Below are 26,617 nucleotides of genomic sequence, written 5' to 3'. Positions count from 1 at the left end.
CGAACCAACTCCAGATGCGCTGGTCCTCGGGCCGGCAGCAGAACCCACTTCGGCGCGGTCCGTCGCGCGCCCGGCACGGCCAAACCTGCTGGTAGTAGGCGATCGGCGACGACGGTGCACCGAGATGAACGACGAAACCGAGATCGGGCTTGTCGAATCCCATGCCCAACGCCGACGTCGCGACCAGCGCCTTCACCTCGTTGTTCAGCAGGGCCGACTCGAGTGCCTCTCGCTCGGCGGGGTCGGTCTGACCGGTGTACGCGGCGACCTTGTGGCCCTGGTCGCTGAGCAGGTCGGCGAGATCGCGCGCGGCGCCGACGGTGAGCGCGTAGACGATCCCGGAACCCGGGAGATTGTGCAGCTCCCGGCTGAGCCACGCCGCGCGCTCGGCGGCGTCGGGGATGGTCACCACGGACAGGTGCAGTGATTCCCGGTCGAGCCCACCGCGTAGCACCAGTGCGCCGCCGGCGTCATCGCCGCCGCCGACACCGAGCTGCGCGGCCACGTCGGCAACGACCCGGTCGTTGGCCGTCGCGGTGGTGGCGAGCACGGGGATATCGACGCCCAGATCGGCCACGAGGGTCCTGATGCGGCGGTAGTCGGGGCGGAAGTCGTGCCCCCAGTCCGAGACGCAGTGCGCCTCGTCGACCACAACCAGTCCCGCGTCGGCCGCGAGCGAGGGGAGGACCTGATCGCGAAAGTCCGGATTGTTCAACCGTTCCGGGCTAACGAGCAGCACATCGACGACGCCCGAGGCGATCTTCTCGTGAATCTCGTCCCACTCGGTGACGTTGCCGGAGTTGATGGTGGCCGCGTGCACGCCCGCACGATCGGCGGCCGCGACCTGGTTGCGCATCAGCGCGAGCAGCGGGGAAACGATCACGGTCGGTCCGCGGCCCTGTTCGCGCAGCAGCTTGGCGGAGATGAAGTACACCGCGGACTTGCCCCATCCGGTGCGCTGCACCACGAGGGCGCGGCGTCGCTGTACGACGAGCGCCTCGATCGCGGTCCACTGGTCCTCGCGCAGGCGCGCGGTCGGCCCGGCCAGGTCGCGCAGCAGGGCTTCCGCACGGTCGCGCAGTTGGGCAGCGGTCTCGGTCGCGGTCATGCCCGCCATGCTGCCGCACGCGGCCGACATCTGCCGCGACCGTGGCCGAGTGGGTCATCTGGTCCGAGCTCTGGCGAACCCGGGCGAGCAGGACGACCATCGAAAACATGTCCGAGACCAAAACCTTCCGCATGACCGCGCTACGGCGCTTCGGGGACAAGTTCATGCAGTACCCGGTCCTCACCGGCTTGGTCCCGAATACGTACCTGATCACCACGCGTGGCCGCCGCACCGGCAAATCCCGCACCCACCCGGTCACGCTGGTCGAGCGTGGCGGCACTCGCTGGCTGGTCGCGCCGTATGGCCCGGTCGCGTGGGTGCTCAACGCCAGGGCGGCGGGACGGGTTCGGCTGCGCCGCCGCAGGGAGGACCGCGAATGGGCGGTGCGTGAGGTCAGCGCGGAGGAGGCCGGGCCGATCCTGAAGGACTACCTGAAGATCACCGGTCCGCCGCGCGCCTACTTCCAGGCCGGGCCGGACTCACCGGTCGAGGAGTTCGTGGCCGAGGCACCGGGGCATCCGGTGTTCGAATTGGTGGCGATCTCAGGAAAGTAGCGCGTCGATCTCGGCGCGCGTCGGCAGCGATTCGATGGCACCGCGCCTGCTCGCGGCGAGTGCTCCGGCACCACACGCGGCACGCAGCGCGGACTCGGGACCGTCGCGCCAGAATGCGGCGAGGGTGCCGGCGAACGCGTCGCCCGCGCCCGTCGTGTCGAGGACGTCCACCGCAAACGCCGGTACCTCCGACGACCCGCCCGGGCCGCGATACCGCGCACCGTCCGCGCCGAGCGTCGTCACGACGTGCGGGATTCGTGCGAGGACGTCCGCGCCGATCCGCTCCGCTTCACGGGCGTTCAGCACAACCACGTCGATTGCCGCGACGAGTTCGTCGGGCAGTTCCTGAACCGGCGAAGGGTTGAGCAGCGTGACCCTGCCGTTTCGTCGAGCGTGCTGAAGTGCCGCGATAACCACCGACACCGGCAGTTCGAGCTGACACATCACGATGTCGGCCGCGGCGATCAGATCGAGCTCTCCGTCGTTGAGCTCGGTCACCGTGGTGTTCGCGTTTCCGGCCACCACGATGGTGTTCTCGCCGGCGGAATCGACGGTGATCAGTGCGACCCCGCTCGGCCCGTCCACCTCGCGCAGATTCGAGGTGCCGACCTCGTCGTCGACGAGGGTCTGCCGAAGGTCGAGCGCGAAGGTGTCGTCCCCGACAGCGCCGATGAACTCCACTTGCGCTCCCGCGCGGGCGGCGGCGATTGCCTGGTTGGCGCCCTTACCGCCGGGCGTGGCTGCGAACCCGGTGCCGAGCAGGGTCTCGCCGGGAGCCGGAAACTTGGGGACCGCGGCGACCAGGTCCATGTTCACGCTGCCGACAACGGTGATCGCCGGGCCCACCGGCGCGCTCGTCATGCCGAGAGGCTAACGGCTGGAAGCGGCGCGTGTCGGTGTTCATGGGTACCTTCGATTGTGATGCACGTTCCTGGTGCGTCGGGAGTTGAAGGTAGGCCGGGAAATGGCATCGAACATGGGCAAGGCGCTCGCGGTCGTTGGCGTGATCGGAGTGGTGGCCGCCGTGGTGTCGGCCAAGAAGTCCGGGCAGCAGGCACCACCGAAGAAGGCCAACGACGACGGGTTGACGCCGCGGCATGCGATGGGCGCCGGTGTGCTGGGGTCGGTCATCCTGTTCATCGTCGACGCCGGTGGGCTAGCGCTCGCGTGGATGAGCGGGTTCTGCGTGTTGGCGCTCGTCATGGCGATGGTGTCCGGTGCCGCGGAAGCAAAGCCGGCACGGAAGCCCACCGCGGGTAAGAAGCCCGCGGTCAAACTCTCGAAGCCCGCGGCGGCCCCCGGACCGACCTGGGCCGATGCCTTGGCGGATCTCGCGCTCGTCGAGGGCGATCTGCTCGCCTACGAACTCGACCCCGAGGCCCTCTATCTCCGCAAGCCGCTGCTGCAGGACTCGTCCTGGCCGCCGGCCGAACGGTTCTACATCGCCCTCGCCCGTGCGCGGGACTACGCCGACCGTTACCCGGATGGCGGAAGCGGTGATCCCGCGAGGCTGATCCGGCTCGTCGAGCGGGCCGGCAAGGCATGGGACACCGCGAACCTGCTCGCCGCCGAGCAGGGCAGCAACGGCTATTCCACCGAACAGCGCGCCGCCCTGCGGCGCATCGCCCGCTGCGTCGATCTGCTGCTCGACGGCACCGGGGGCCCGCACGAGGCGCTCGAGGCGAAGTCCGTGCTCGAGCGACTGCTGCCGACGCTGCCTGGGATCAGCGTGCCGACGCCGCTGCGCAATCAGCTTGCGCTGCCCGCCGCGGCAGGGACGGCGAGCTGAGCCGTTTCCGCGCTGGCTAGGCTGTACGTATGACGGCTGCAACGTCCGCGCAGGTAGCTGCGGAAACGACCGACACCCGTACCGCGGTGCACGACGCCGCTCGCCGCGCTCGTGTCGCGGCGCGTGTGCTGGCCCAGCTGACCACCGCCCAGAAGAATGCGGCGCTCCATGCCGCCGCCGATGCACTGCTCGCGGCGGAAGACGCCGTGCTTGCGGCGAACGCCGAGGACATCGAGGCCGCCCGCGCCACCGGAACCGAGGAATCGCTGCTCGACCGGCTGCGGCTGACCAGTGCCCGCGTCGACGGCATCGCCTCCGGGCTGCGCCAGGTCGCCGGGTTGCCCGACCCGATCGGTGGCGTGCTGCAGGGTTCGACGCTGCCCAACGGGCTCGAGATCCGACAGGTGCGCGTGCCGCTCGGCGTCGTCGGCATGGTCTACGAGGCGCGCCCGAACGTGACCGTCGATGCGTTCGGTCTGGCCCTGAAGTCCGGCAACGCGGCTCTGCTGCGTGGCTCTTCGTCGGCGAAGCGATCCAACGCGGCGCTGGTGAAGGTCCTGCGCGCGGCACTGGTCGAGCAGGGACTGCCCGAGGACGCGGTGCAGCTGCTGCCGAGCGAGGATCGCTCGAGCGTCACGCATCTGATTCAGGCTCGCGGCCTCGTCGACGTGGTGATCCCGCGCGGCGGTGCCGGCCTGATCAATGCCGTTGTGCAGGACGCGAAAGTACCCACGATCGAGACGGGCACTGGCAACTGCCACGTGTACGTGCACTCGGCCGCCGATCTGGACATGGCCGAGCAGATCCTGATCAACTCCAAGACCCGCCGGCCGAGCGTGTGCAACACCGCCGAGACGCTGCTCGTCGATGCGGCCATCGCCGATGTCGCGGTGCCGCGGTTGATCGAGGCGCTCGAGCGATACAGCGTCACGATCCACGGCGATCTGCCCGGTCTCGTGCCGGCCAACGATGACGACTGGGCCGACGAGTACCTGTCGCTCGACATCGCCTTGAAGGTTGTCGAGGGCATCGACGAAGCGGTCGAGCACATCGAGCGCTGGGGCACCGGACATACCGAGGCGATCGTCACCGCGGACCTCGCCGCAGCCCGTGAGTTCACCGCCCGCGTGGACGCCGCCGCCGTGATGGTGAATGCGTCGACCGCGTTCACCGATGGCGAGCAGTTCGGCTTCGGTGCCGAGATCGGAATCTCCACCCAGAAGTTGCACGCCCGTGGCCCGATGGGGCTGCCGGAGCTCACCTCCACCAAGTGGATCGTGTGGGGCGATGGTCAGACCCGCCCGGTCTGACCGGCAGTCTCCGTCCACATGTTCGAGGCCGTGAACGGAAGATTCGTTGCGTTAGACGGAGTGAACGCTTCCGTTCACTCCACAAACGAGTGAGTCCACGAAAGGACCCCGAAGCATGGAACTCTCCGCCACGGAACCGATCTTCGGCTCGGTCGAGGAGGTCGTGTCCCGGCTCGCGGAGACCGGCTACCTCTGCGACAAGGGCACCGCCACCGCGGTGTTCCTCGCCGACCGGCTCGGCAAGCCGCTGCTGATCGAGGGACCGGCGGGCGTCGGTAAGACCGAGCTGGCGCGTGCCGTCGCGCAGACCGGTGGCGCCGAACTGGTCCGCCTGCAGTGCTACGAGGGCGTGGACGAAAGCCGCGCGCTGTACGAGTGGAACCACGCCAAGCAGATCCTCCGCATCCAGGCCTCCAGCGAAAACAGCTGGGAGGAAACGAAACAGGATGTGTTCTCCGAGGAGTTCCTGCTGACGCGGCCGCTGCTCACCGCGATCCGGCGGACCGATCCCACCGTGCTGCTGATCGACGAGACCGACAAGGCCGACATCGAGATCGAGGGCCTGTTGCTCGAGGTGCTGTCCGACTTCGCCGTGACCGTCCCCGAACTCGGCACGATCGTGGCCAAGCGCAAGCCGTTCGTGGTGCTCACCTCGAACGCGACCCGCGAGCTGTCCGAGGCACTCAAGCGACGCTGCCTCTACCTGCACCTGGACTTCCCCGACGAGGAACTCGAGCGCCGGATCCTGGCCAGCCGAGTGCCGGAGCTGCCCGAGGCCGTGGCCGAGCAGATGGTGCGCGTCGTGCACGTGCTGCGTGGCATGCAGCTCAAGAAGCTGCCGTCGGTCGCCGAGACCATCGACTGGGGCCGCACCCTGCTGGCGCTGGGGATGGACACCCTCGACGATGCCGCGGTGCAGGCGACGCTCGGTGTGGTGCTCAAGCATCAATCCGATCATCAGCGCGCCACGGCCGAGTTGAAGCTGGGCTGACATGACAGCGCTCGCCCCACACGGAATCCCTGGCCATCTGGTCGGTTTCGTGGAGGCACTGCGCGCGCGAGGGATCCCGGTCGGCCCGTCCGAGACCGTTGACGCGGGCCATGTGCTTGCCAACCTCGATCTGATCGACCGGGACATGGTGCGCGCCGGGCTCGCCTGCGCATTGCTGCGCCGGCCCACACACCGCCCGACTTTCGATGCACTGTTCGACCTGTGGTTCCCCGCCGCGATCGGTGATCGCGACGCGGCCGCCGATATCGACCTTCCGCGCAAAGACGACGGTTCGATCGACATCGCCGCGCTGCGCGCCATGCTGGCCGACATGCTCGCCGAGGGCGACGAGGGGCAACTGCAGGCACTCGCCGCACAGATGGTCGAGCAGTTGGGCCGCTACGAGTCCGCCACCGGCGCGTCCTACTCCGCGTATCAGGCGCTACGTGAAGTGTCGCCGGACTCGTTGCTCTCGCGCATCATGGCGGGCCTGCTCGGCGGTGTTCCGGACGACGAGTTCGCCAGCGAGATCGCCCGCCGCACCGCCCGGGAACGAGTCACCGACTTCCGGCGGTCCGTCGAGGCGGAGACCCGCCGCCGCTCGGCCGAACGGATCGGCCGTGAACGCGTCAGCAACTACGGCGTGCCCCGGCAGGCCGACGAGGTGGACTTCCTGCGCGCCTCCGAGACCGAGCTCGTCCAGCTGCGCCGCAGTGTGCACGCGCTGGCCCGGCTGCTCGCGAGCCGCCTCGCACAACGCCGCCGCCGGTCCCGCCGAGGTGAGATCGATCTGCGTCGCACCCTGCGCAATTCGATGTCCACCGGAGGCGTGCCGATCGACCTGGTGACGCGCAAACCGCGTCCCAGCCGGCCCGAATTGGTGATCCTCTGCGACGTCTCCGGCTCAGTCGCGGGATTCAGCCAGTTCACCCTGCTGCTGGTGAGCGCGCTGCGCGAGCAGTTCTCCAAGATCCGGATCTTCGCGTTCATCGACGCCTCCGATGAAGTCACCGAACTGTTCGGGCCGCACTCCGACCTCGCCACGTCGATGACGCGGATGATGGCCGAGGCCGACCTGGTGCACTACGACGGGCATTCCGACTACGGCAATGCGCTGTCCACGTTCGCGGAGAAGTTCGCTCACGTGGTCACCTCCCGCACGTCGCTGCTCGTGCTCGGCGACGCACGCAGCAACTACCGCGACCCGAATCTCGACACGTTGCGCCGCTTCGTCGACACCGCCAAGCACGCGTACTGGCTCAATCCCGAGCAGCGCAATCAGTGGGGTAGCGGCGACTCGGCCGCCGACGATTACGAGCAGGTGATCGAGATGCACGAGTGCCGCAACGCCAAGCAGTTGACCGCCGTGGTCGCGGGCATCCTCCCGATCTGACCCCCGTAAGCTCGAATCCCATGCAGCACGAGCATGACGACCACACGCGGCACGGGAACAAGACCCGCCGCGTGGGCGTCATGGGCGGCACCTTCGACCCGATCCACAACGGACACCTCGTTGCGGCCAATGAGGTGGCGCATCGATTCGAGCTCGACGAGGTGATCTTCGTCCCTACCGGTCAGCCCTGGCAGAAGACCGACAAGGACGTCTCGCCCGCTGAGGACCGGTACCTGATGACGGTGATCGCGACCGCGTCCAACCCGCGGTTCTCGGTCAGCCGCGTGGACGTTGACCGGCGCAAATCGACCTACACCGTGGACACGTTGCGGGACCTGCGCGCCCAACAGCCGGACGCCGAGCTGTACTTCATCACCGGTGCCGACGCGCTCGCGAGCATCCTCACCTGGCAGGACTGGCAGGAGCTCTTCTCGCTTGCCAACTTCGTGGGCGTCTCGCGCCCCGGATACGATCTCGGCGTCGAACATCTCGAGGAGCACCTGGGCAATCACCCGCCCGGTGCGCTCACACTGATCGAGGTGCCGGCGTTGGCGATTTCTTCGACCGACTGCCGGGAGCGAGCCAGGGACGGTCGCCCGGTTTGGTACCTAGTGCCCGACGGCGTGGTGCAGTACATCTCGAAACGGCAGCTCTACCGGGCAGATGGTGAGCCGGTCGCATCCGCGACCGCCACTTCGGCGCCGGTCGGCCGCGCCGCGGACAATGGCTGTGCTGTGGATAAGGGAACGGAAGGTAGCTCAACGTGAGCGCAACAGACGAGGCCATCGAGATGGCGAAGGTCGCGGCCCTTGCCGCCGACGAGAAGCTCGCCGTCGATGTCGTCGTGCTCGACGTCTCCGAGCAGCTCGTGATCACGGACTGTTTCGTGATCGCGTCGGCGCCGAACGAGCGGCAGGTCAACGCGATCGTCGACAACGTCGAGGACAAGATGCGGCTCGCCGGGCACAAGGCCGTGCGCCGGGAAGGCACCCGCGAGGGTCGCTGGACCCTGCTCGACTACGTCGACGTGGTCGTCCACATCCAGCACAGCGAGGAGCGCAACTTCTACGCGCTGGACCGGCTGTGGAAGGACTGCCCTGCCGTCACCGTCGACGGGTTGGGAGAGCATCCCGTCGAGAGCGCCGGTGAGTAGCGCCTCCCGCGTCCGGCGCCTGGTCCTGCTGCGGCACGGACAGACCGAGTGGAACGCCGATAGCCGGATGCAGGGTCAGCTCGACACCGAGCTCACCGAACTCGGCCGTACGCAGGCAAAGGACGCGGCGCTCGCGCTCGCGGACCTGCCGATCCTCGCGATCGTCTCCTCGGACCTGCAGCGCGCCCTCGATACGGCGACCGCGCTCGGTGACGTCACCGGGCTCCCGATCAGCACCGATTCCCGGCTGCGCGAAACCCACCTCGGCGAGTGGCAGGGGTTGGTGCACACCGAGGTCGATGAGAGATTCCCCGGCGCCCGGCTGGAATGGCGAGGCGATGCTTCCTACGCGCCGCCCGGTGGCGAGAGCCGCCTCGATGTCGCGCGGCGGGCGCTCTCGGTCGTGCACGAACTGCTCGACACCGAGTTCGAGGCCGACGGGTCCGTTGCGGTGCTCGTCGCGCACGGCGGCGTGATTGCCGCCCTCACCGCAGCACTGCTCGACCTGCCGGCGGAGAAGTGGCCGATCCTGAGTGCGGTCGGAAATACGAGTTGGGTTCAGCTGTCGAACGATCCGACGGTCGGCTGGCGGCTGGATGTTTGGAATTCTTCTGCAAGGGTGGCGCGTGATGTCCTCTGATCGTCCGGTTCTTCTCGTTATCGCGGACTCGCTGTCCTATTACGGGCCCAAGGGCGGTCTGCCCTCGAACCACCCGGAGATCTGGCCGAACCTAGTGGGTGACGCGCTGGATATGGATGTCGAACTGGTCGCGCGGATCGGTTGGACCTGCCGCGACGCCTACTGGGCGCTGATCCAGGACCCGCGGGTGTGGTCGTCGGTGCCGCGTGCGGCCGCCGTCGTGTTCGCCGTCGGCGGGATGGACTCGCTGCCGTCGCCGTTGCCGACCGCGCTGCGTGAGCAGATCCGCTACATTCGCCCGCCGCTGCTGCGCCGGTACGTGCGGTCCGGGTACCAGTGGCTGCAGCCGCGGCTTTCGCACCTCGGCCGCCCGGTTGCGTTGCCGCCCAAGCTTTCCGTCGACTACCTGGAGAAGTCGCGAGCGGCGTTGGCGCACTTGCGGCCCGAGCTGCCGGTGATCGCCAGCCTGCCCTCGGTGCACGATTGCGAGGCGTACGGCCGCGTGCACGCCGGACGCGAGCCGATGGTCCGCGCACTGCGCTCCTGGGCCGACGAGCGCGACGTTCCGCTCGTCGATCTCGCGGATGCGGTGCGCGACGAAATCTTCTCCGGCAATGCCAACCCCGACGGCATTCACTGGGGCTTCGAGGGGCATCGTGCGGTTGCGGCGGCCATGATCGAAACCCTCAAGGGTGCAGTGGATTTGGGCCGGGAGGTTGGGTAGTGCCGGTTGTGGTCGTCACCGACTCGTCGGCATCGGTGGACCGATCGCTGGCCGAGTCGCTCGATCTGCGCGTCGTGCCCCTGCACGTTCTGGCCGGTGACGATCAGCTCGACGAGGGCATCGACGATATGCCCGCGGAACTGAACGCCAAATCGGTCACGACCTCGGCGGCCTCGCCCGGGGAACTGCATGCGGCATACGTCCGTGCTCTCGAGGAGAGCAACGGGGATGGCGTTGTCGCCATTCATATTTCGCGCCATCTCTCCGCGACGTGGAATGCGGCCGTGCAGGCAGCCGAGGAAATCGGTCCCAAGGTGCGGGTCATCGATTCGACCGCCGCAGGGTTCGGCACCGGCTTTGCCGCGATTGCTGCTGCTCGTGAAGCGCGCTTCGGCGGCGACCTGGAGCGGGTCTATCAAGCGGCTGTCGACGTTGCAGCACGGGCGCACTGCTACATCGCCGTCGACAAGCTCGACGCGCTGCGCCGCGGCGGCCGGATCAGCACAACCACTGCTCTGCTGGGCACCGCGCTGGTGACCAAGCCGCTGCTGCACTTGGTGGACGGCAAGCTCGCGCTCAAGGAGAAGGTCCGCACGTCGTCGAAGGCGTTGCGAAAGTTGACCGATGCCGCGGTCGCTGCCGCCGGCGGCCCCGGCGCGGCAGTAGCGGTGCAGCACTACGGTGCCGCCGAGCGTGCCGAGACGGTGATCGCGGAACTGCGCGAACGGATCCCGGACATGTCCGAGCTGATCATCGCCGATCTGGTGCCGACCCTGGCCGTTCACGTCGGGTCCGGTGCGGTTGCTGTCGTTGTGGTGCCGGGTGGGCTTTCGGCAGCCGATCCGAACCAGCATTCCGCGACCGAGTAACTGTTCATCCACAGCCGATCATTGCTCCACAGGGCAATTTCTGTCCTGGGCGTTTGCGGAAGCGTAGGAACCGCGTGGGCATAGCTTGCCGGGCATGGGACGTGACGATGATCGTGAACGAACCCGCAGCAGACTCGGTGCGCTGACCCGCACGAATGTCATCGCCGAGGCGGATCCCCTTGACGGCGAGCGCGAGGCCGACGCGACCGGGGATGTGCGCAGTTGGCCTGAAGGCGATGTCTCGTCGGCTGATTCGCCGCCGAGTTGGCTCGCGGGTGCTCCGCCTGATCGTGACGCGCGTTGGGTGCCCGAGCGACTGCGAGGTGCGCGGCTGGGCCTGAGTAGGGGTGGTCTCGCGGCGCTTCTGCTCGTAGGTCTGGTCGCGGCAACGGGGGCAGGTCTGTTCGCGCTCCGCGAGCGGCCCGTCGCGCATCCGGTACCGCCGATATCCGCCGGTCCTGTTGAGCCGGCCGCATTCTCGGATGCGACGCCGACCGAACCGCCGCCGGGTACTCAGCCCCTTGGAGTGCCGCCCGTCCCGCCACCAGCCGGCGAGCAACTGGTGGTGAGTGTGGTGGGCCTGGTCCAGGCGAGCGGGCTGGTGCGGCTGCCGCCCGGTTCGCGAGTCGCGGACGCGATTGCGGCAGCGGGCGGCGCCAAGGAGGGTGCCGACCTGCTGAGCCTCAATATGGCCGCGCGGGTCGCGGATGGCGATCAGATCCTGGTTGGTGTTGCCGATCCGAACGGTGGACCGCCCGTGCTCGGGAGCGCGGCAATCGGTGCGAGCGCCGGTGGGCAGGGCAGTTCGGCGCCGCCGCCCGGAATCGTGAACCTCAACTCGGCAACCGAGGCGGAACTCGATGCGCTGCCCGGAGTGGGCCCGGTGACCGCCGCTTCAATTGTCGCCTGGCGCGCCGTGAATGGGCCGTTCACCGATGTCGAACAGCTCTCCGAAGTCGATGGAATCGGGCCTGCGAAGCTCGCCAAACTGCGCGACTTGGTCCGCGTGTGATCCCGCAACCGTTGGTGGACCGCTGGCGGCGGATGACATCGCCGTCGGCCGGTGGTCACACACGCCTGGACTTGAGACTCGTCGGTGCGGCCGGAAGTTGCTGGGCGGCAACGCTGATTCCCATCGCCATGGGATGGAAGGCCGGCGTTGTCATGGCCGCGGCGGGCGCAGTGATCGCCGGGGCAGCGCACCTCGCGCCGAGTTCCGCGTGGGTCCGCCGCCGTGTGCCGAATCGGTGGGGATCGGCCGATCGGTTGCGCACTATTTCGATAGGCGCTGTCGCAATCGCGGGGATTGGCTGCTGCTTTGCGGTTTCGGCGTCGGTGCACACCTACCTGATCGCAGCGCATCCGCTCGCCGGACTCCCGGATGGCGCCCGGGTTGGCGCCACCCTGACCCTGTCCACTGATCCCACACCGATTGCTTCCGGTGGATTCGGTGGGGATCGCGTCCTCGTTCGGGGTTCTCTCAACGAAGTGCGGATCGGGCGCGAGCGCATCGAGACCGGGGGAGCGCTCGTGCTGCTCGCACCCGCCGATGGCTGGTCGACGCTCCTGCCCGGGCAACGCGTATCGGTGCGTGGCTCGGTTTCGAGTCCGATCCGCCGCGATCTCACCGTCGCGGTGGTCCGCACGAATTCACCACCGACACAGGTGTCATCGCCATCGGTGCTTCAGCGCGCAGCCGGAGTAGTGCGTGCGCGATTTGCGGCAGCAGCGGCAGAAGCACTGTCCGACGATGCGGCGGGGCTCCTACCGGCGCTCGTGGTTGGCGATACCTCGCGCCTGCCGCAATCGGTGCGAGGGGACTTCACCACGGCGGGCCTGGCCCACTTGACCGCGGTGTCGGGGACCAATGTGTCGATTCTGCTTGGTGCAGTGCTGCTCGTACTCCGGGCTGCGGCGGTCGGGCCTCGGACCGGCGCCGCGGTGGCAGCGGTCGTGCTGGTGTTCTTTGTGGTGCTGGCTCGGCCATCGCCGAGCGTGCTGCGAGCTGCCGCAATGGGTTCCATCGGGCTGCTGGCTCTCGTCACGGGCCGGCGAAAACAGGCCGTACCCGCGTTGGCAGCAGCGGTCATCGCACTGATCGCGCTACGCCCAGCGCTGGCATGCGACGTCGGGTTTGCACTGTCTGTCGCCGCGACGGCCGCACTGGTTCTGCTGGCACCCACCTGGGCCGATTGGCTGGCCGCGCGACGGGTACCGGTCCCGCTCGCGCAGGCCGTTGCTGTCGCGGCGGCGGCCTTCGCCGGGACCGTGCCGATCGTGGCGGCAATGTCGGGGTCGCTCAGTGTTGTCGCAATCGCAGCGAATCTGCTTGTCGCCGTTGTCATCATGCCCATCACGGTCATCGGTGCGGTGACCGCGGCACTGGCGTGGGCCTGGTTTCCGCTGGGCGTGCTCGTCGCGCACATCGCGGGCCCGCCGCTGTGGTGGCTGACCCTCGTCGCGCGGTGGGCCGCACGGATTCCCGGTGCCACGATCGCACTCCCATCGGGGTTGTGGGGAGCGTTCATCGGCGTGGCGGGCCTTGCCGCCGTGCTGGTAGTGGTGCGGCACAAGACCGTTCGGGCCATCGCTGCGGCCGCGATGCTGGGCATTGCGGTGGTGCTGGTCCCGGTCCGGCTGCACCCACTCGGGTGGCCACCGCCGGGCTGGGCCGTGGTGGCGTGCGATGTGGGCCAGGGTGACGGGCTGGTCCTGCGCGCGGGGTTATCGAGCGCGGTCGTCGTCGACGTGGGACCCGAGGGTGACGCAATGGCGCGATGTCTGGATCGGCTGCGTGTGCGGACAGTGGAGCTCGTAGTGCTCAGCCATCTGCACGCCGACCACATCGGTGCGATCGAACGGGTGCTGCACCGCGGGCACGTGGGGGCCGTCGCGATCGGCCCGATGCATTTGCCCGCCAGTGGTTTTAGACAGGTACGCGAGGCCGCGGACGAGACCGGCACGCCGATTGTCGAGCTGGCCGCGGGACGTGCGGTGGCGGCTGGTGACATCGTTCTGCGGATTCTCGGTCCGACGATCCCGGCGCCCACCGATCCGGGCGAGGGTGATGATGCCGCGAACGATCAGTCGCTGGTGTTGTCCGTCGATGGCCCGGCGGGTCGCATCCTGCTGCCGGGCGATGCCGAGACGCCGGCGCTCGGTGCACTGATGCGCAGCGGAACCAATCTGCGGGCAGATGTGCTGAAGGTTCCGCATCATGGGTCGCGGACGACACCGCGCGCGTTTCTGGATGCGGTCAGGCCACGGGTGGCGCTGGTGAGTGTCGGCGCGGACAACACGTTCGGGCACCCAGCGCCGTCGATCATCGATCGGCTCCGCGCGCACGGAACCGTGATCGCGCGCACTGATCGCAATGGCGATGTTGCGGTCGTGGCGCGCGAGCAAGGCTTGTCGGTGGTGGCGAGGGGAGGCCCGGCGGAAGCTGATCGGCCCGAGCGAGCACCACCGCCGTCGCAATGAATCGAGCGCGGCCGCAGTCCCGGTGATCGGAACGCCTGCGGTCGGGGGATCGGGGCCGGTCATGGGCATCCGCCGGGGCAGTGTCCGGGATCGACCGTAGGATTCGGGGCGTGACCGAGACCCCCGCGCAGCTGCACCTGGTGCTCGGTGAGGAGGAACTGCTCATCGAGCGGGCGGTGGCCGGCATCGTCGCCCAGATCCGCACGACCGTGTCCAACCCGTATGAGCTGCCAGTGGACCGGTTGCGCGCAGGCGATATGAGCGCCGTCGAACTGACCGAGCTGCTCAGCCCGTCCCTTTTCGCTGAGGACCGGGTGATCGTGCTCGAGGCCGCCGCGGAGGCGGGCAAGGACGCCGTCGCACTGGTCCAGGACGCCGCGACCGCGCCTCCGGAGGGCGTGGTGCTCGTCGTCCTGCACAGCGGCGCTGGGCGGGCGAAGGCGTTGGCGCCTGCGCTGCAGAAGCTCGGCGCTCAGGTGCACGACTGCGCGAAGATGTCCAAAGCCGCCGAACGGGTCGATTTCGTGCGCGGGGAGTTCCGGACGGCTGGGGTGCGGGTCGCGCCCGAGGTGATCGAGACCGTGCTCGAGGCGATCGGCTCGGATTTGCGTGAGCTCGCCGCGGCGTGTACCCAGCTCGTCGCCGACACCGGCGGCCGCGTCGATGTGGCGGCTGTGCGGCGTTACTACTCGGGCAAGGCCGAAGTGACGGGGTTCGACGTCGCCGAGCATGCCGTCTCGGGGGACCGTGCCGCGGCGCTCGAGGCGTTGCGCTGGGCCACTGATCGCGGTGTGCCGCCGGTTTTGCTAGCCGATGCGCTCGCCGATTCGGTCAACACAATCGCTCGTGTCGGGTCGGCGGGTCGGGGTGATCCGTTCCGGCTGGCTTCGCAGCTCGGCATGCCGCCGTGGAAGGTGAAGAAGGCCCAGGCGCAGGCGCGCGGCTGGAATGCGGCGAGCGTCGGGAAGGCGATGCAGGTGGTCGCGGAACTCAACGCCGACGTGAAGGGCGCGGCGGTGAGCGCCGAGTATGCACTCGAGCGAGCCGTCGATCGGGTTGTGGCGCTGCGCGGACAGCGCTGACGCGAGCACTGCATTGCGGCCTCCCGAATGGGGGTCCCGCGGCGCGGCGGCGAGTGCGCGTCTACGCCGCGCCGCGGTTTGTCGGCTACCGACGTTGGTAACCGGCGTCTATTACATCGAGAAGCAGCCCTGCAATGTCGGCAGTACGCCCACGAAGCCTATTCCGCCTGTGCACGTGGCCTTTTGGCCATTCAGGGTCAGCTTTGCCCCGGGGCCTGCGAGGCCGATCATCAGCCCGGCGGAGTCGGTGCGCATGGTGATTTCGGCGCCCGGACCCATCGCGATAGCCGCCGGCCCGGAGAACGGTCCGGCGATCGTGGTCGCGGTTGCGCCGTTGTTGGCGATCGCGAGGGAAAGGCTCTGCGGCGTCGCCCATGCGTTCGCCGTTCCGTTGTCGCCATATGCCGCAGCGGCGCCGCCCGGCGCACTCTTGGCCTCGCAGTCGGATGTGGGCCAGTCGACCGCAACCGTTCGATCGCCGGGTGCCTGACAACTTGCGGTTGGTGCCGCGCTTGCCGTGGGTGAGGTCAGGATCGCGAAGCCCGCGGCGGAACCTGCTATCAGTGTCGCCGCGGCCAGGCCACGACCCGTCTTCGTCAACATCGGGTGCTCCTCTCGAAAGGAAAACGCCTCGTACATAGGCTCTTCGGAGTCGAAGTACCTGCGGATGACCCAATTACAAAAGAAACTCAACGTTTCACGATGCTGCCGCCGGTACTTCGGGCGCGGGTCGCGTTCCCATCCGTTCGGCCTTGCTCGCGATGTTTTCGAGCATGCCGCGGAACACAATCCCGTGGAACGGCAGGACGGAATACCAATAGGAGCGCCCTGCAAGCCCGCGCGGGAAGAACACCGCACGCTGATCGATCCTCGTTCGGCCATCGGGAAGTGCGGCGACACGGAACTCGAGCCAGGCCCGTCCGGGCACCCGCATTTCGGCGCGCAGCCGCAACAGGTTCGGGCGGTCGAGCCGTTCGACCCGCCAGAAGTCGAGTGCCTCACCGGTATTGAGTCGGCGTGGGTCGCGGCGGCCGCGCCGGGCTCCGACGCCGCCGGCCATGCGATCTATCCAGCCGCGCACCGACCACGCCAATGGGAATGAGTACCAACCATTTTCGCCGCCGATACTTTCCACCACGTCCCACACCATGTCGGGGCTCGCCGCGCAGTCCCGCGATCGAATGTCGGTATAGACGGTTTCACCCGCCCAATCCGGATCCGACGGCAGGGGATCGGACGGGATCGACGGCACCGTCGCGTTGGCCCAGTGGGTTTCGATCTCGTTGTCGCTCATGCGTCGCAACGCAAGTTGCACGGCATTGCGATAACTCGTCAGTCCCTCCGCAGGCGGCGGGATCAGCACATCGATATCGCGTTCATAGGCGATCGCATCACACTGCACAGACTCGATCAGCGGACGGGCGAGCCGCGGCGGCAACGGCGTGACGAGTCCGACCCACAGGCTCGCCAGTCGGGGAGTGAGCACCGGCAGCGCCAGAATGCGCCGCCGCGACAGTCCCGCGACCTCGGCGTACTCCTTCATCATGTCGGCGTAGGTGATGACGTCCGGCCCGCCGATGTCGAAGGTGCGGTTGGGCGAGTAGTCGAGCGTCGCGCAGGCGACGAGGTAGTGGAGGACGTCGCGCACGGCGATCGGCTGGATCCGGTTGCGCACCCACTTCGGAGTCGTCATGACGGGAAGTCGGTTCGCGAGGTGGCGGATCATCTCGAACGAAGCAGATCCGGACCCGATGACCGGGCCTGCCTGCAGCACCATCGCCGGCACATCCGAATCGAGCAGGATATTGCCGACCTCGGCGCGCGAGGCCAGATGCTCGGAAAGTTCGCCCTGACCAGGGTGCAGGCCGCCGAGATAAACGATGCGGCAAACCTTGGCCTCCTCGGCGGCACGCGCAACGTTCGCCGCGCTGCGGCGTTCGGTGGCAGCGAAGTCGGCGTCGCTGCTCATCGAATGCACCAGGTAGTACACGACGTCGACGTCCTTGCAGGCCGCGCGCAGTGAGTCCAGGTCGCTCAGATCGCCGGGGACCACCTCCACATCGGCAGCCCAGGGGACATCGCGCAGTTTCTCAGGCGTTCGCGCCAGCACCCGCACCTGGTGGCCAGCCGCCACCAGGCGCGGTGCCAGCCTGCCACCGACATATCCGGTAGCGCCGGTGACCAAGCAGCGAACCTGTGAATGGTCTCGTCGCACAAGCGATGTTCTCTTCGCGGGCATAGCAACTCCGCTCCGGGAGGACTGCGGTTCCCGGCGCCGGAGTGCACCGGACCTATTCCGACAGTACTGAACGTACCCACAATTTGCATCGACTATGCATCGAATTGATGCGATGAAAGAACGGTCGCACCGACGGTGGGTTTGTCAGCTGAACAGGGCAAGCGCCCCATCGAGCGATTCGGCGAACCGGACGCCGATCGGTAGACCGGGGATGTCCCACCCCGGCCCGCCTGCCACGACGAGCAGTTCCGCATTCAGCGGAGCTCGCATCGCGGAGGTTTTGGCGGTTTCGGGCCGATGGGACCAGAGCAGCACCGCACGCGGCGGGTCGACGCGCTGGATCGCAGCGGAAAGGGCTGCGGGCGGCACCGCTCCGCCGATCATTGTGGTCGCGAGTCCGCACTCGGCCATGGCGGCGCGCAACGCCTCCAGCGCCAGCGTGTGTGTCTCGTTCGGGGTGCAGGCGAGCAACACCGGTGGGCGGCTGTCGAGCTGGGCGCTCCGGACCTGAGCCAGTGCCGCAGATGTCGCGTTCGAGAGCAGATGCTCCACGTCGATGCACTGGTCGGTCTCGGTACGGCGGTCCAGGACGGCGGCGAACAGCGGCCGGCACAGCTCCTGCCAGGTCGCGCAGACACCGTCACGGGCAAGTCGAGCGGTGAGGATCGATCGCACGGCGTCGCCGTCCAAGTGAAACGCGGCGTCGAGAACGGTGGCGAAATCGTCCGGTGCGCCGAGAGGTTCTGCGGGAGCGCCGGCAGCGGACGCGCGGGCGGCGCTTGCGGGGGTCGCGCCGGCGCGGATGAGCCGGACCATGAGGACCAGCCGGGCGATGTCGGTTTCGCTGTATTGGCGGTGCCGTCCGGGCAGGTGATCGCTCGGGCCGATGCCGTACCGGCGGTTCCAGCTACGAAGAGTGGGCGTGGCGATACCGAGTCGGGTCGCTACGGCCTGGACCGTGTATCCGACTTCGGCGTTCTGTGGCATTGCCCGAACCTCTTCGACTCCTTGCTTCCGTCCAATGGCACGTCCATCAAACCATGTGGACCGGCTTCGCCTGGAGACGAAGGGATGTGCAGACAGCAAAACCGCCGTGGTCTCGCTGGACCACGGCGGCGGCGTCTTTAGAAGATCAGAGCTTGTTGAAGGCCAGCGAGAGGGCCGACTTCTTGTTGGCGGCCTGGTTGGCGTGGATCACGCCCTTGCTGGCAGCCTTGTCGAGCTTGCGGCTCGCGGAGACCAGCGCGACGCCGGCCTTGTCCTTGTCGCCTGCGTCGGCGGCCTCGCGGAACGAGCGGATCGCGGTACGCAGTGCGGAACGCACCGACTGGTTGCGCTGACGAGCAGCCTCGTTGGTGCGAATGCGCTTCACCTGGGACTTGATGTTGGCCACGCGAAAATTTCCTCTGTTTCGTCTACTGGGTTCACAAGAAAGCTTCGGGCGCCTGTGCGCCGACATTCGAGGATACCAGCCACGGCACCTGGTCCCAAAACGATGAGGAACGATGCGCTCGGATGCGAGAAATTTACGTTTCGTACCGAGCGAGGTCGTGACCTGTATAGCAACATGACCGCATGAGCCCCCAAACGTCGACGAAGCCGGCCGGCCGGGCCGCGCGAAATGGCCGTTCGCACGGGGACCCCCTGGCCGTCTTCGACCGGTACGAGGTCAATGGATACGGTCGCGCGTTCGACGAGATGTTCGACGACCGTGGGGTCCGTGCGCCGTACAAGGGGATCTACCAGGCGCTAGGGCCGGTGTCGCCTGCCGACCTCGCCGACCGCGCCGACGCACTCGGCCGCGCGTTCATCGACCAGGGCGTGACGTTCTCGCTGTCCGGCCAGGAACGGCCCTTCCCGCTCGACCTGGTGCCGCGGGTGATCGCCGCCGCCGAGTGGGCCAAACTCGAGCGCGGCATCAAGCAGCGCGTACGAGCACTCGAAATGTTCCTCGCCGACGTCTACGGCGAGCAGACGATTCTGCGCGACATGGTGATCCCCAAGCGGCTGATCACCTCGTGCGAGCACTTCCACCGCGAGGCCGTCGGCATCAACCCGCCGAACGGGGTGCGCATCCACGTCTCCGGAATCGACCTCATCCGCGATGAGGCCGGGCAGTTCCGCGTGCTCGAGGACAACCTGCGCTCGCCGTCGGGCGTCTCGTACGTGATGGAGAACCGCCGCACGATGGCGCGCGTCTTCCCCGACCTTTTCGCCTCCAACCGCGTCCGCGCGGTCGGCGACTACGCCAGTCAGTTGCTGCAGGCCTTGCGCGCCTCGGCGGCCATCAATGCGGCCGACCCGACCGTCGTCGTGCTGACACCGGGTGTGGCGAACTCCGCCTACTTCGAACACTCGCTGCTCGCGCGACTGATGGGCGTCGAACTCGTCGAGGGCCGCGACCTGTTCTGCCGCGACAACGTCGTCTACATGCGCACTACCGAGGGCGAGCGGCAGGTCGACGTGATCTACCGCCGCATCGACGACACCTATCTCGACCCGACGCAGTTCCGGCCCGACTCGGTGCTCGGCGTCGCCGGGGTCCTGAACGCGGCCCGCGCCGGCAATGTCGTCATCTCCAGCGCGGTCGGCAATGGTGTCGGCGACGACAAGCTCGTCTACACCTACGTGCCGACCATCATTGAGTACTACCTCGGCGAACCGCCGCTGCTACCCAACGTGGACACGCTGCGCTGCTGGCTGCCCGACGAGCGTGAAGAGGTGCTCGACCGGATTGATGAGCTGGTGGTCAAGCCGGTCGAGGGCTCGGGCGGGTACGGCATCGTGTTCGGGCCGGACGCCACGCACAAGGAACTCGATTCGCTGCGCCGCAAGATCAGGGCGGACCCGCGTGGCTGGATCGCACAGCCGGTGGTCCAGCTGTCGACCGTGCCGACCAAGATCGGGGATCGGCTCGAGCCGCGCCACGTGGACCTGCGCCCGTTCGCGGTGAACGACGGCGAGGACGTCTGGGTGCTGCCCGGCGGGCTGACGCGTGTCGCGCTGACCGAGGGCTCGCTGGTGGTGAATTCCAGCCAGGGCGGCGGCAGCAAGGACACGTGGGTGCTGGCCGCCCGCGCGTCGTCGGATGATCGCGAACTCGCCGGTTCCAAGCTCGTCGCGGAACCGGAGCAGATGAGTCAGCGCGAGCAGGGTCCAGAGCTGTCCGTCGCCCAATCGCAGCAACAGCAGCAGCAACAGCAGCTCGATGAACGGAAGCAGCAGCAACAACAGCAGCAACAACAGCAACAGGTCGTCGGACGGGAGGCGTGATGCTTGCCCGCAACGCGGAATCCCTCTACTGGATCGGCCGGTACGTCGAGCGTGCCGACGACACAGCACGAATCCTCGACGTCGCCGTCCACCAGTTGCTCGAGGATTCGACGGCCGATCCCGACAAGACCTCGCGGCTGCTGCTGCGCGCGCTCGGCATCGAGGAGCCCGAGGGGGTGCTCGGTGCCAAGTCCGTCACCGAATTGATCGCGTTCGACCGGGACCACGGCTACTCGATCGTCGAGTCCATCTCCAGCGCCCGCGAGAACGCCCGCGGCGCGCGCGAGGTGACCTCCAGCGAGATGTGGGAGTGCCTCAACACCACCTACAACGGGCTCGCCGAGCGCGAGCGCACGTCGCGGCGGCTCGGCCCGCACGAGTTCTTCCGGTACGTGAAGGACCGCGCGGCGATGTTCGCCGGGCTCGCCGACTCGACGCTCAGCCGCGACGACGGGTACCGCTTCCTGCTGCTCGGCCGGTCACTCGAACGCATCGACATGATGGTGCGCCTGCTGCTGTCCCGCGCGGGTGACCGCACGTCGTCGCCGGCCTGGGTGACCGTGCTGCGGTCCGCCGGGGCGCATGACACCTACCTGCGCACGTACCGCGGTGCGCTCGACGCACACCTGGTCGTCGAGTTCATCCTGCTCGACCGGTTGTTCCCGCGGTCGGTCTTCCACGCCGTGCGCGAGGCGGAGAAGTGCCTGCAGGAGTTGGATCAGCGGCCGAACAGCCGGATCGGTGCCCGCTACGAGGCGCAGCGCCTACTCGGCAGCGCCCGCAGCGAGCTCGAATTCATGGCGCCAGGGCAGGTGCTCGAGGACCTGCAGCCGCGTCTCGCGTCCCTGCAGGAAACGTGTCGGGCGACCAGCGAGGCGATCGCGCTCCAGTACTTCCACACGGCGCCCTGGGTGGCGTGGACCGATGCAGGCGCCCGGAACGGCGAATTCGAAGTGGAGGGGGAGCTGTGACCTGGCGCATGCGCGTTGTACACACCACCGGGTTCGCGTACGACGGCCCGGTGACTTCGTCGTACAACGAGGCCAGGCTCACGCCGCGGTCCGACAGTCGGCAGAACGTCATCCTGAACCGGGTTGAGACCGTGCCTGCGACGCGTTCCTATCGCTACACCGACTACTGGGGCACTGCGGTCACGGCGTTCGACCTGCACGCTCCGCATACGGAACTGGAGGTGAGCGGGTCGTCGGTAGTGGAAACCGAGCCGTTCACGCCGCCGACCGACGACGAGTGGGATTGGGTGGATTTGCGCAGCGGGCCGCTCACCGACCGTTACGACGAGTTGCTCACCCCCACCAATTACGTCCCGCGCGACCGCAAGCTCGCGGCCGTTGCGCGGCAACTGAGCAAGGGCGCTTCCCCTCGTGCGGCGGCGGCCCGAGCGGTGGAGTGGGTGCACGAGGAGATGGCCTATATCGCCGGCACCACCTCGGTGCACACCTCCGCGGTACAGGCCTGGGACGAGCGCAAGGGTGTTTGCCAGGACTACGCGCACCTGACTTTGTTGTTGTTGCGCAGCATGGGAATTCCGAGCCGATACGTGTCCGGCTATCTGCATCCCAAATCGAACGCCGCGATCGGGGAGACCGACGAGGGGCAGAGTCATGCGTGGATCGAGGCCTGGGTCGGCGGCTGGTGGGGCTACGACCCGACGAACGCGATCGTCGTCGGTGAGCAGCACGTGTCGGTTGGTATCGGACGTGACTACGCGGACGTGCCGCCGCTCAAAGGCGTGTACTCCGGCGGTGGCTCGACCGCATTAGAGGTCGTCGTCGAAATCACGCGACTGGCTTAGTGCCAGCCATACTCCGTGCACAACCGGCCGGCGACAAGATCGAACGTGCGCCGCTCGACAATCGCGCCCTCGCGCCGGATGCCTGCCTCGGGCACCTCGAGCACCCGGTCCATGCGCACCCAGCTCGGGCGCCCGGCCTGATCCCACGTGCCGCTGCCGATGCCGATCCAGTTCGGGTCGTCATCCCGCTCGGAGTTCGAGGACAGCATCAGGCCGAGCAGGGTCTTCCCCTCGCGGCCGACCACAAGCACCGGGCGGTCCTTGCCGCGACTCGGGTCCTCCTCATAGGTGACCCAGGTCCAGACGATTTCGCCCGGATCGGCCTGTCCATCGAGGCTGGGTGCGTAGACCACACGGCGGGCGCGCTCCGCGGTCGGGGCACCGCTCTTGCTGGCCGGGCGGCCGGGGATCGGCGCCGGCTTCGCTGGACCCTTGAGCAGTCCCGACCGCAGGATCTGATCCAGCAGTCGTGGTCCTTGGGTGCGAACGATTTTCGGGCCCTGCTCCTTGGCGATCGTGCCGAGTTGCTTCCCGATGCTGCTCCAACTTGGCGCCATGCCGCGAGCTTAATGTGCAACTGTGATTGTGCGCCCGGGGCAGTCGGGCAGCGGGCAAGGCGGTCCTGCTCCTGCCGCTTTCGATGCGGCGACATATCCTCATATGACGCGCAGGTCGAGCCTTACCGAGGGAGGAGCGGAGCCTGCGGAGCGACCAGGAGGTTCTTCCCATCAGCAGCTTCGCCGACAAGACGTTCACCGATCCGCAACGGATCAGGAACTTCTGCATCATCGCGCACATCGACCATGGCAAGTCGACGCTCGCGGATCGGATGCTGCAGCTCACCGGTGTCGTCGAGGAGCGGCAAATGCGCGCCCAGTACCTCGACCGGATGGACATCGAGCGCGAGCGCGGAATCACCATCAAGGCCCAGAACGTCCGCCTGCCGTGGAAGGTCGGTGACGACGAGTTCGTCATGCACCTGATCGACACCCCGGGCCACGTCGACTTCACCTACGAGGTGTCCCGCGCGCTCGAGGCGTGTGAGGGCGCGGTGCTGCTTGTCGACGCCGCGCAAGGCATCGAGGCACAGACCCTGGCGAACCTCTACCTCGCGCTCGAGAAGGACCTGACGATCATTCCGGTCCTCAACAAGATCGACCTCCCCGCGGCCGACCCGGACCGCTATGCGGGGGAGATCGCGCACATCATCGGCTGTGAGCCGGAGGAAGTGCTGCGCGTCTCCGGCAAGACCGGCGAGGGCGTCGCCGAGTTGCTCGATGAGGTGGTGCGCCTGATCCCGGCGCCCGAGGGCAATTCGGACGCGCCGGCCCGCGCGATGATCTTCGACTCGGTCTACGACACCTACCGCGGCGTGGTCACCTACGTCCGCGTCGTGGACGGCAAGATCACCCCGCGCGAGAAGATCGCGATGATGTCCACCGGCGCGACGCACGAACTGCTCGAGGTCGGCATCGTCTCGCCCGAACCGAAGCCGACCCAGGGCCTGGGCGTCGGCGAGGTGGGCTACCTGATCACCGGCGTGAAGGACGTTCGCCAGTCGAAGGTCGGTGACACCGTCACCAGTGCCCGCAACGGTGCCTCGGAGCCGCTGACCGGCTATCGCGAACCGCGCCCGATGGTCTACTCGGGCCTCTACCCGGTGGACGGCTCCGATTACCCGGACCTGCGCGATGCGCTCGACAAGCTTCAGCTCAACGACGCTGCGCTCACCTACGAGCCGGAGACCTCCGTCGCGCTCGGGTTCGGTTTCCGCTGCGGCTTCCTCGGCCTGCTGCACATGGAGATCACCCGCGAGCGGCTGCAGCGCGAGTTCGGCCTCGACCTCATTTCGACCGCACCGAACGTCGTGTACCGAGTGGAGATGGAGGACGGCACCGAGCACGTCGTCACCAACCCCTCGTACTGGCCGGAAGGCAAGCTACGCAATATTTACGAGCCGATCGTCAAGTGCACCATCATCTCGCCGAGCGAGTTCATCGGTTCGATCATGGAGCTGTGCCAGTCCCGGCGCGGTGAGCTCGGCGGCATGGACTATCTGTCCGAAACCCGGGTGGAACTGCGGTACACGCTGCCGATGGCCGAGATCATCTTCGACTTCTTCGACTCGCTGAAGTCGCGCACCCGCGGTTACGCCAGCCTCGACTACGAGGAGTCGGGCGAGCAGGAGTCGGCACTGGTGAAGGTGGACATCCTGTTGCAGGGCGAGGCGGTGGACGCGTTCAGTGCGATCGTGCACAAGGACGCCGCATTCGCCTACGGCAACAAGATGACCACCAAGCTGCGCGAGCTCATCCCGCGCCAGCAATTCGAGGTACCGATCCAGGCGGCCATCGGCGCGAAAATCATTGCGCGCGAGAATATTCGCGCGATCCGCAAGGACGTCCTCGCGAAGTGCTACGGCGGCGATATCAGCCGTAAGCGCAAGCTGCTCGAGAAGCAGAAGGAGGGCAAGAAGCGGATGAAGACCATCGGTCGAGTCGAGGTCCCGCAGGAGGCGTTCGTCGCCGCACTGTCCTCCGATGCCGCTTCGGACAAGCCCAAGAAGTAGTCGCCCGCACTCCCTTTCGCAGTGATCACGAGCAAGTGGCCCCAATTTGCACCGTTCTGGCGGCCAATTGTTCGGTGCCGCGGGCCCGAACGAATGGCCCCTCGTCTGCGATCACGGGGCGCCAGTGGCCATAGAGTCGTGAGCACCGGAGGAGAAGGGGAGAGCATGCTCGAAACCTGGTTGACCCGTGAGCTCGGACTGACCGTGCCGATCATCGGCGCGCCCATGGGCGGTCGGGCCGGGGGAGTGCTCGCCGGTGCCGTATCCGCAGCGGGTGGGCTCGGCATGCTCGGCGCTGCGCGCTACACCACGCCCGAATGGATCGCCGCGGAGTCGGCGGTCGCGCGCGAGGCCGGCGGCGGACGGTTCGGCATCGGCCTGCAGACCTGGTCCCTGCCGGAGAACCCGGCGATGGTCGACGCCGCGATCGACCAGCGGCCCACCGTGATCGCGCTGTCCTTCGGCGACCCGGACGGATACGCGCAGCGCATCTGCGAGGCGGGCATTCCCACTATGTCGCAAGTGAATTCGGTTCAGGACATGCGACTGGCCGAGCAGGCGGGCATCGATGTGATCGTCGCGCAGGGCACCGAGGCGGGCGGGCACACCGGCCATGTCGCCACGCTGCCGTTGCTACAGGAGATCCTCGACGCTACCGACCTGCCCGTGCTCGCGGCGGGCGGGATCGCGACCGGACGCGGCCTCGCTGCGGTCCTCGCCGCCGGCGCGCAGGGCGCACTGATCGGCACCGCGCTGCTCGCCAGCCCGGAGGCGGTCGGTCCGGACTATGCGGTGCCCAGACTGCTCGCCGCCCGCAGCATCGACACCGTCTACACCCCGGTCTTCGATCAGGCTCGCCACCAGCCGTGGCCGCAGCGCTGGTTCGGCCGCGCGCTGACCAACGACTTCACCGCGAAGTTCCACGACGCCGGCGGCGACGAGGACACCATCGCTGCTGCCTACGACGGCGCGGACCCTGATGTCGGCGTGGTCTACGCGGGCCAGGCAGCCGGACTCGTCAATGCCGAGCGCCCGGCGGGGGAGATCGTCGCCGATATCGCCGCGCGGGCGGAGGAGTTGCTGCGCCGGTACGCGTAACCGCGCACCAGTTGCGGCCGCCGCGCACGCCCAGCGGTGCGCGCTGACCCGGAAAGGTGCGCGACTAGGCGGGGTAGTGCGCCGGCTGGAAGTGCCCGCTGCGCGCGGATTCCTCGGCGCGGATGACGTGCATGACGGCGTTGATCTGCGCGAGGTGCGTGAACGCCTGCGGGAAGTTACCCAGGTGCCGTCCGGTGCGGGTATCGATCTCCTCTGCATAGAGCTTGAGCGGGCTCGCGAAGCCGAGCAGCCGCTCGCACAGGTGCTTGGCACGCTGGAGCTCGCCGATCTCGACCAGGGCGGATACCAGCCAGAACGAGCAGATTGTGAACGTGCCCTCTTCCCCGGACAGCCCGTCGTCGGTGGTCTCCACCCGGTACCGCAGCACCAGGCCGTCCTCGGTCAATTCGTCGGCGATCGCAAGCACAGTCGCGCGTACCCGGCGGTCGTCGGCGGGCAGGAATCGCAGCAGCGGCACCAGCAGCAGCGACGCATCGAGGGTCGTGCCGTTGTACGTCTGCGTGAATACGCC

25 protein-coding genes and 1 pseudogene are annotated in these 26,617 nt (G+C 67.9%); 18 read left to right on the top strand and 8 right to left on the bottom strand.

All coding sequences use genetic code 11. The features are described from left to right. Positions 1-1,117, bottom strand: a pseudogene (locus A8G08_RS01365) (RecQ family ATP-dependent DNA helicase); the annotation flags it as partial. A gap of 98 nt (positions 1,118-1,215) precedes the next feature. Here A8G08_RS01365 and A8G08_RS01360 point away from each other — a divergent pair. Further along, the gene (locus tag A8G08_RS01360; protein WP_068269257.1) at positions 1,216-1,662 is read left to right on the top strand and encodes a nitroreductase family deazaflavin-dependent oxidoreductase; all 447 of its coding nucleotides are present in this window, start codon (positions 1,216-1,218) and stop codon (positions 1,660-1,662) included. Here A8G08_RS01360 and A8G08_RS01355 read toward each other — a convergent pair. Further along, positions 1,651-2,523, bottom strand: a complete 873-nt coding sequence (locus A8G08_RS01355; RefSeq protein ID WP_068269249.1) for a ribokinase — start codon at positions 2,521-2,523, stop codon at positions 1,651-1,653. The genes A8G08_RS01360 and A8G08_RS01355 overlap by 12 nt on opposite strands. 103 nt (positions 2,524-2,626) lie before the next feature. On the opposite strand from A8G08_RS01355, the gene A8G08_RS01350 reads away from it, so the two are divergent. The 12 genes from A8G08_RS01350 (at position 2,627) to holA (ending at position 15,093) form a co-directional block, all read left to right on the top strand. Further along, the gene (locus tag A8G08_RS01350; protein ID WP_157108351.1) at positions 2,627-3,451 is read left to right on the top strand and encodes a hypothetical protein; all 825 of its coding nucleotides are present in this window, start codon (positions 2,627-2,629) and stop codon (positions 3,449-3,451) included. Between the two features lie 29 nt (positions 3,452-3,480). Further along, positions 3,481-4,761 (top strand): glutamate-5-semialdehyde dehydrogenase, encoded by a 1,281-nt coding sequence (locus A8G08_RS01345; protein ID WP_068269242.1) that lies wholly within the window; start codon positions 3,481-3,483, stop codon positions 4,759-4,761. A 115-nt stretch (positions 4,762-4,876) separates the two neighbouring features. After that, positions 4,877-5,752 carry an AAA family ATPase gene (locus tag A8G08_RS01340; RefSeq protein ID WP_068269240.1) on the top strand — a complete coding sequence of 292 codons (876 nt, stop codon included), beginning with the start codon at positions 4,877-4,879 and terminating at the stop codon, positions 5,750-5,752. A 1-nt stretch (position 5,753) separates the two neighbouring features. Further along, a complete protein-coding gene (locus tag A8G08_RS01335; protein ID WP_068269238.1) occupies positions 5,754-7,145 on the top strand; it encodes a vWA domain-containing protein in 1,392 nt (463 codons plus the stop codon). 20 nt (positions 7,146-7,165) lie between these two features. Further along, the gene (gene nadD / locus A8G08_RS01330; protein ID WP_068269236.1) at positions 7,166-7,912 is read left to right on the top strand and encodes a nicotinate-nucleotide adenylyltransferase; all 747 of its coding nucleotides are present in this window, start codon (positions 7,166-7,168) and stop codon (positions 7,910-7,912) included. Further along, positions 7,909-8,298 (top strand): ribosome silencing factor, encoded by a 390-nt coding sequence (gene rsfS, locus A8G08_RS01325; RefSeq protein WP_068269233.1) that lies wholly within the window; start codon positions 7,909-7,911, stop codon positions 8,296-8,298. The genes nadD and rsfS overlap by 4 nt, the downstream gene beginning before the upstream one ends. Then, positions 8,291-8,938 (top strand): histidine phosphatase family protein, encoded by a 648-nt coding sequence (locus A8G08_RS01320; RefSeq protein ID WP_068269231.1) that lies wholly within the window; start codon positions 8,291-8,293, stop codon positions 8,936-8,938. The genes rsfS and A8G08_RS01320 overlap by 8 nt, the downstream gene beginning before the upstream one ends. Continuing rightward, complete coding sequence (octT, locus tag A8G08_RS01315) at positions 8,928-9,662, top strand: diglucosylglycerate octanoyltransferase (protein WP_068269228.1); 735 nt, start codon at positions 8,928-8,930, stop codon at positions 9,660-9,662. The genes A8G08_RS01320 and octT overlap by 11 nt, the downstream gene beginning before the upstream one ends. After that, positions 9,662-10,531, top strand: a complete 870-nt coding sequence (locus A8G08_RS01310) for a DegV family protein (protein WP_068269225.1) — start codon at positions 9,662-9,664, stop codon at positions 10,529-10,531. The genes octT and A8G08_RS01310 overlap by 1 nt, the downstream gene beginning before the upstream one ends. A gap of 94 nt (positions 10,532-10,625) precedes the next feature. Continuing rightward, a complete protein-coding gene (locus tag A8G08_RS01305; protein WP_068269222.1) occupies positions 10,626-11,543 on the top strand; it encodes a ComEA family DNA-binding protein in 918 nt (305 codons plus the stop codon). Between the two features lie 71 nt (positions 11,544-11,614). Continuing rightward, positions 11,615-14,011 carry a ComEC/Rec2 family competence protein gene (locus tag A8G08_RS01300; RefSeq protein WP_342669627.1) on the top strand — a complete coding sequence of 799 codons (2,397 nt, stop codon included), beginning with the start codon at positions 11,615-11,617 and terminating at the stop codon, positions 14,009-14,011. Between the two features lie 110 nt (positions 14,012-14,121). Further along, a complete protein-coding gene (holA, locus tag A8G08_RS01295) occupies positions 14,122-15,093 on the top strand; it encodes a DNA polymerase III subunit delta (RefSeq protein WP_068269220.1) in 972 nt (323 codons plus the stop codon). Positions 15,094-15,204: 111 nt separating this feature from the next. On the opposite strand, the gene A8G08_RS01290 is transcribed toward holA, so the two are convergent. The 4 genes from A8G08_RS01290 to rpsT all read right to left on the bottom strand — a co-directional run bounded on the left by A8G08_RS01290 (position 15,205) and on the right by rpsT (position 18,725). Beyond that, on the bottom strand, positions 15,205-15,696 hold the full coding sequence (locus A8G08_RS01290; RefSeq protein WP_068269253.1) for a DUF6764 family protein: 492 nt from the start codon (positions 15,694-15,696) through the stop codon (positions 15,205-15,207). Positions 15,697-15,790: 94 nt separating this feature from the next. After that, positions 15,791-17,332 (bottom strand): SDR family oxidoreductase, encoded by a 1,542-nt coding sequence (locus A8G08_RS01285; protein ID WP_068269217.1) that lies wholly within the window; start codon positions 17,330-17,332, stop codon positions 15,791-15,793. A 144-nt stretch (positions 17,333-17,476) separates the two neighbouring features. After that, a complete protein-coding gene (locus A8G08_RS01280; protein ID WP_068269214.1) occupies positions 17,477-18,319 on the bottom strand; it encodes a MerR family transcriptional regulator in 843 nt (280 codons plus the stop codon). Positions 18,320-18,464: 145 nt separating this feature from the next. Further along, positions 18,465-18,725 (bottom strand): 30S ribosomal protein S20, encoded by a 261-nt coding sequence (gene rpsT / locus A8G08_RS01275; RefSeq protein ID WP_068269211.1) that lies wholly within the window; start codon positions 18,723-18,725, stop codon positions 18,465-18,467. A gap of 305 nt (positions 18,726-19,030) precedes the next feature. On the opposite strand from rpsT, the gene A8G08_RS01270 reads away from it, so the two are divergent. The 3 genes from A8G08_RS01270 to A8G08_RS01260 are packed head-to-tail and all read left to right on the top strand — an operon-like array spanning position 19,031 to position 22,418. Beyond that, positions 19,031-20,605 (top strand): circularly permuted type 2 ATP-grasp protein, encoded by a 1,575-nt coding sequence (locus A8G08_RS01270; RefSeq protein WP_245672548.1) that lies wholly within the window; start codon positions 19,031-19,033, stop codon positions 20,603-20,605. Further along, positions 20,605-21,576, top strand: coding sequence for an alpha-E domain-containing protein (locus tag A8G08_RS01265; RefSeq protein ID WP_068269209.1), 972 nt, complete (start codon positions 20,605-20,607; stop codon positions 21,574-21,576). Before A8G08_RS01270 ends, A8G08_RS01265 begins: the two co-directional genes overlap by 1 nt. Positions 21,577-21,584: 8 nt before the next feature. After that, the gene (locus A8G08_RS01260; protein WP_068269250.1) at positions 21,585-22,418 is read left to right on the top strand and encodes a transglutaminase family protein; all 834 of its coding nucleotides are present in this window, start codon (positions 21,585-21,587) and stop codon (positions 22,416-22,418) included. Here A8G08_RS01260 and A8G08_RS01255 read toward each other — a convergent pair. Further along, on the bottom strand, positions 22,415-22,975 hold the full coding sequence (locus A8G08_RS01255) for a type II toxin-antitoxin system PemK/MazF family toxin (protein WP_068269206.1): 561 nt from the start codon (positions 22,973-22,975) through the stop codon (positions 22,415-22,417). The two genes, A8G08_RS01260 and A8G08_RS01255, sit on opposite strands and share 4 nt — an antisense overlap. Before the next feature lie 143 nt (positions 22,976-23,118). Between A8G08_RS01255 and lepA the strand changes: the two genes are divergently transcribed. Both lepA and A8G08_RS01245 read left to right on the top strand, forming a co-directional pair. Next, entirely contained in the window at positions 23,119-24,987 is a 1,869-nt protein-coding gene (lepA, locus tag A8G08_RS01250; RefSeq protein WP_084435854.1) for a translation elongation factor 4, read from the top strand. Between the two features lie 165 nt (positions 24,988-25,152). After that, entirely contained in the window at positions 25,153-26,085 is a 933-nt protein-coding gene (locus A8G08_RS01245; protein ID WP_068269201.1) for an NAD(P)H-dependent flavin oxidoreductase, read from the top strand. 64 nt (positions 26,086-26,149) lie between these two features. Here A8G08_RS01245 and A8G08_RS01240 read toward each other — a convergent pair. Further along, on the bottom strand, positions 26,150-26,617 hold a 468-nt coding region (locus A8G08_RS01240; protein WP_245672546.1), incomplete at its 5' end, for a glycoside hydrolase family 15 protein.

It is taken from the genome of Aldersonia kunmingensis (genome assembly GCF_001646865.1).
Lineage (GTDB): Bacteria > Actinomycetota > Actinomycetes > Mycobacteriales > Mycobacteriaceae > Aldersonia > Aldersonia kunmingensis.
The sequence above is the reverse complement of the archived record's forward strand: the minus strand, read 5'-3'. Positions and strand labels throughout refer to the sequence as shown.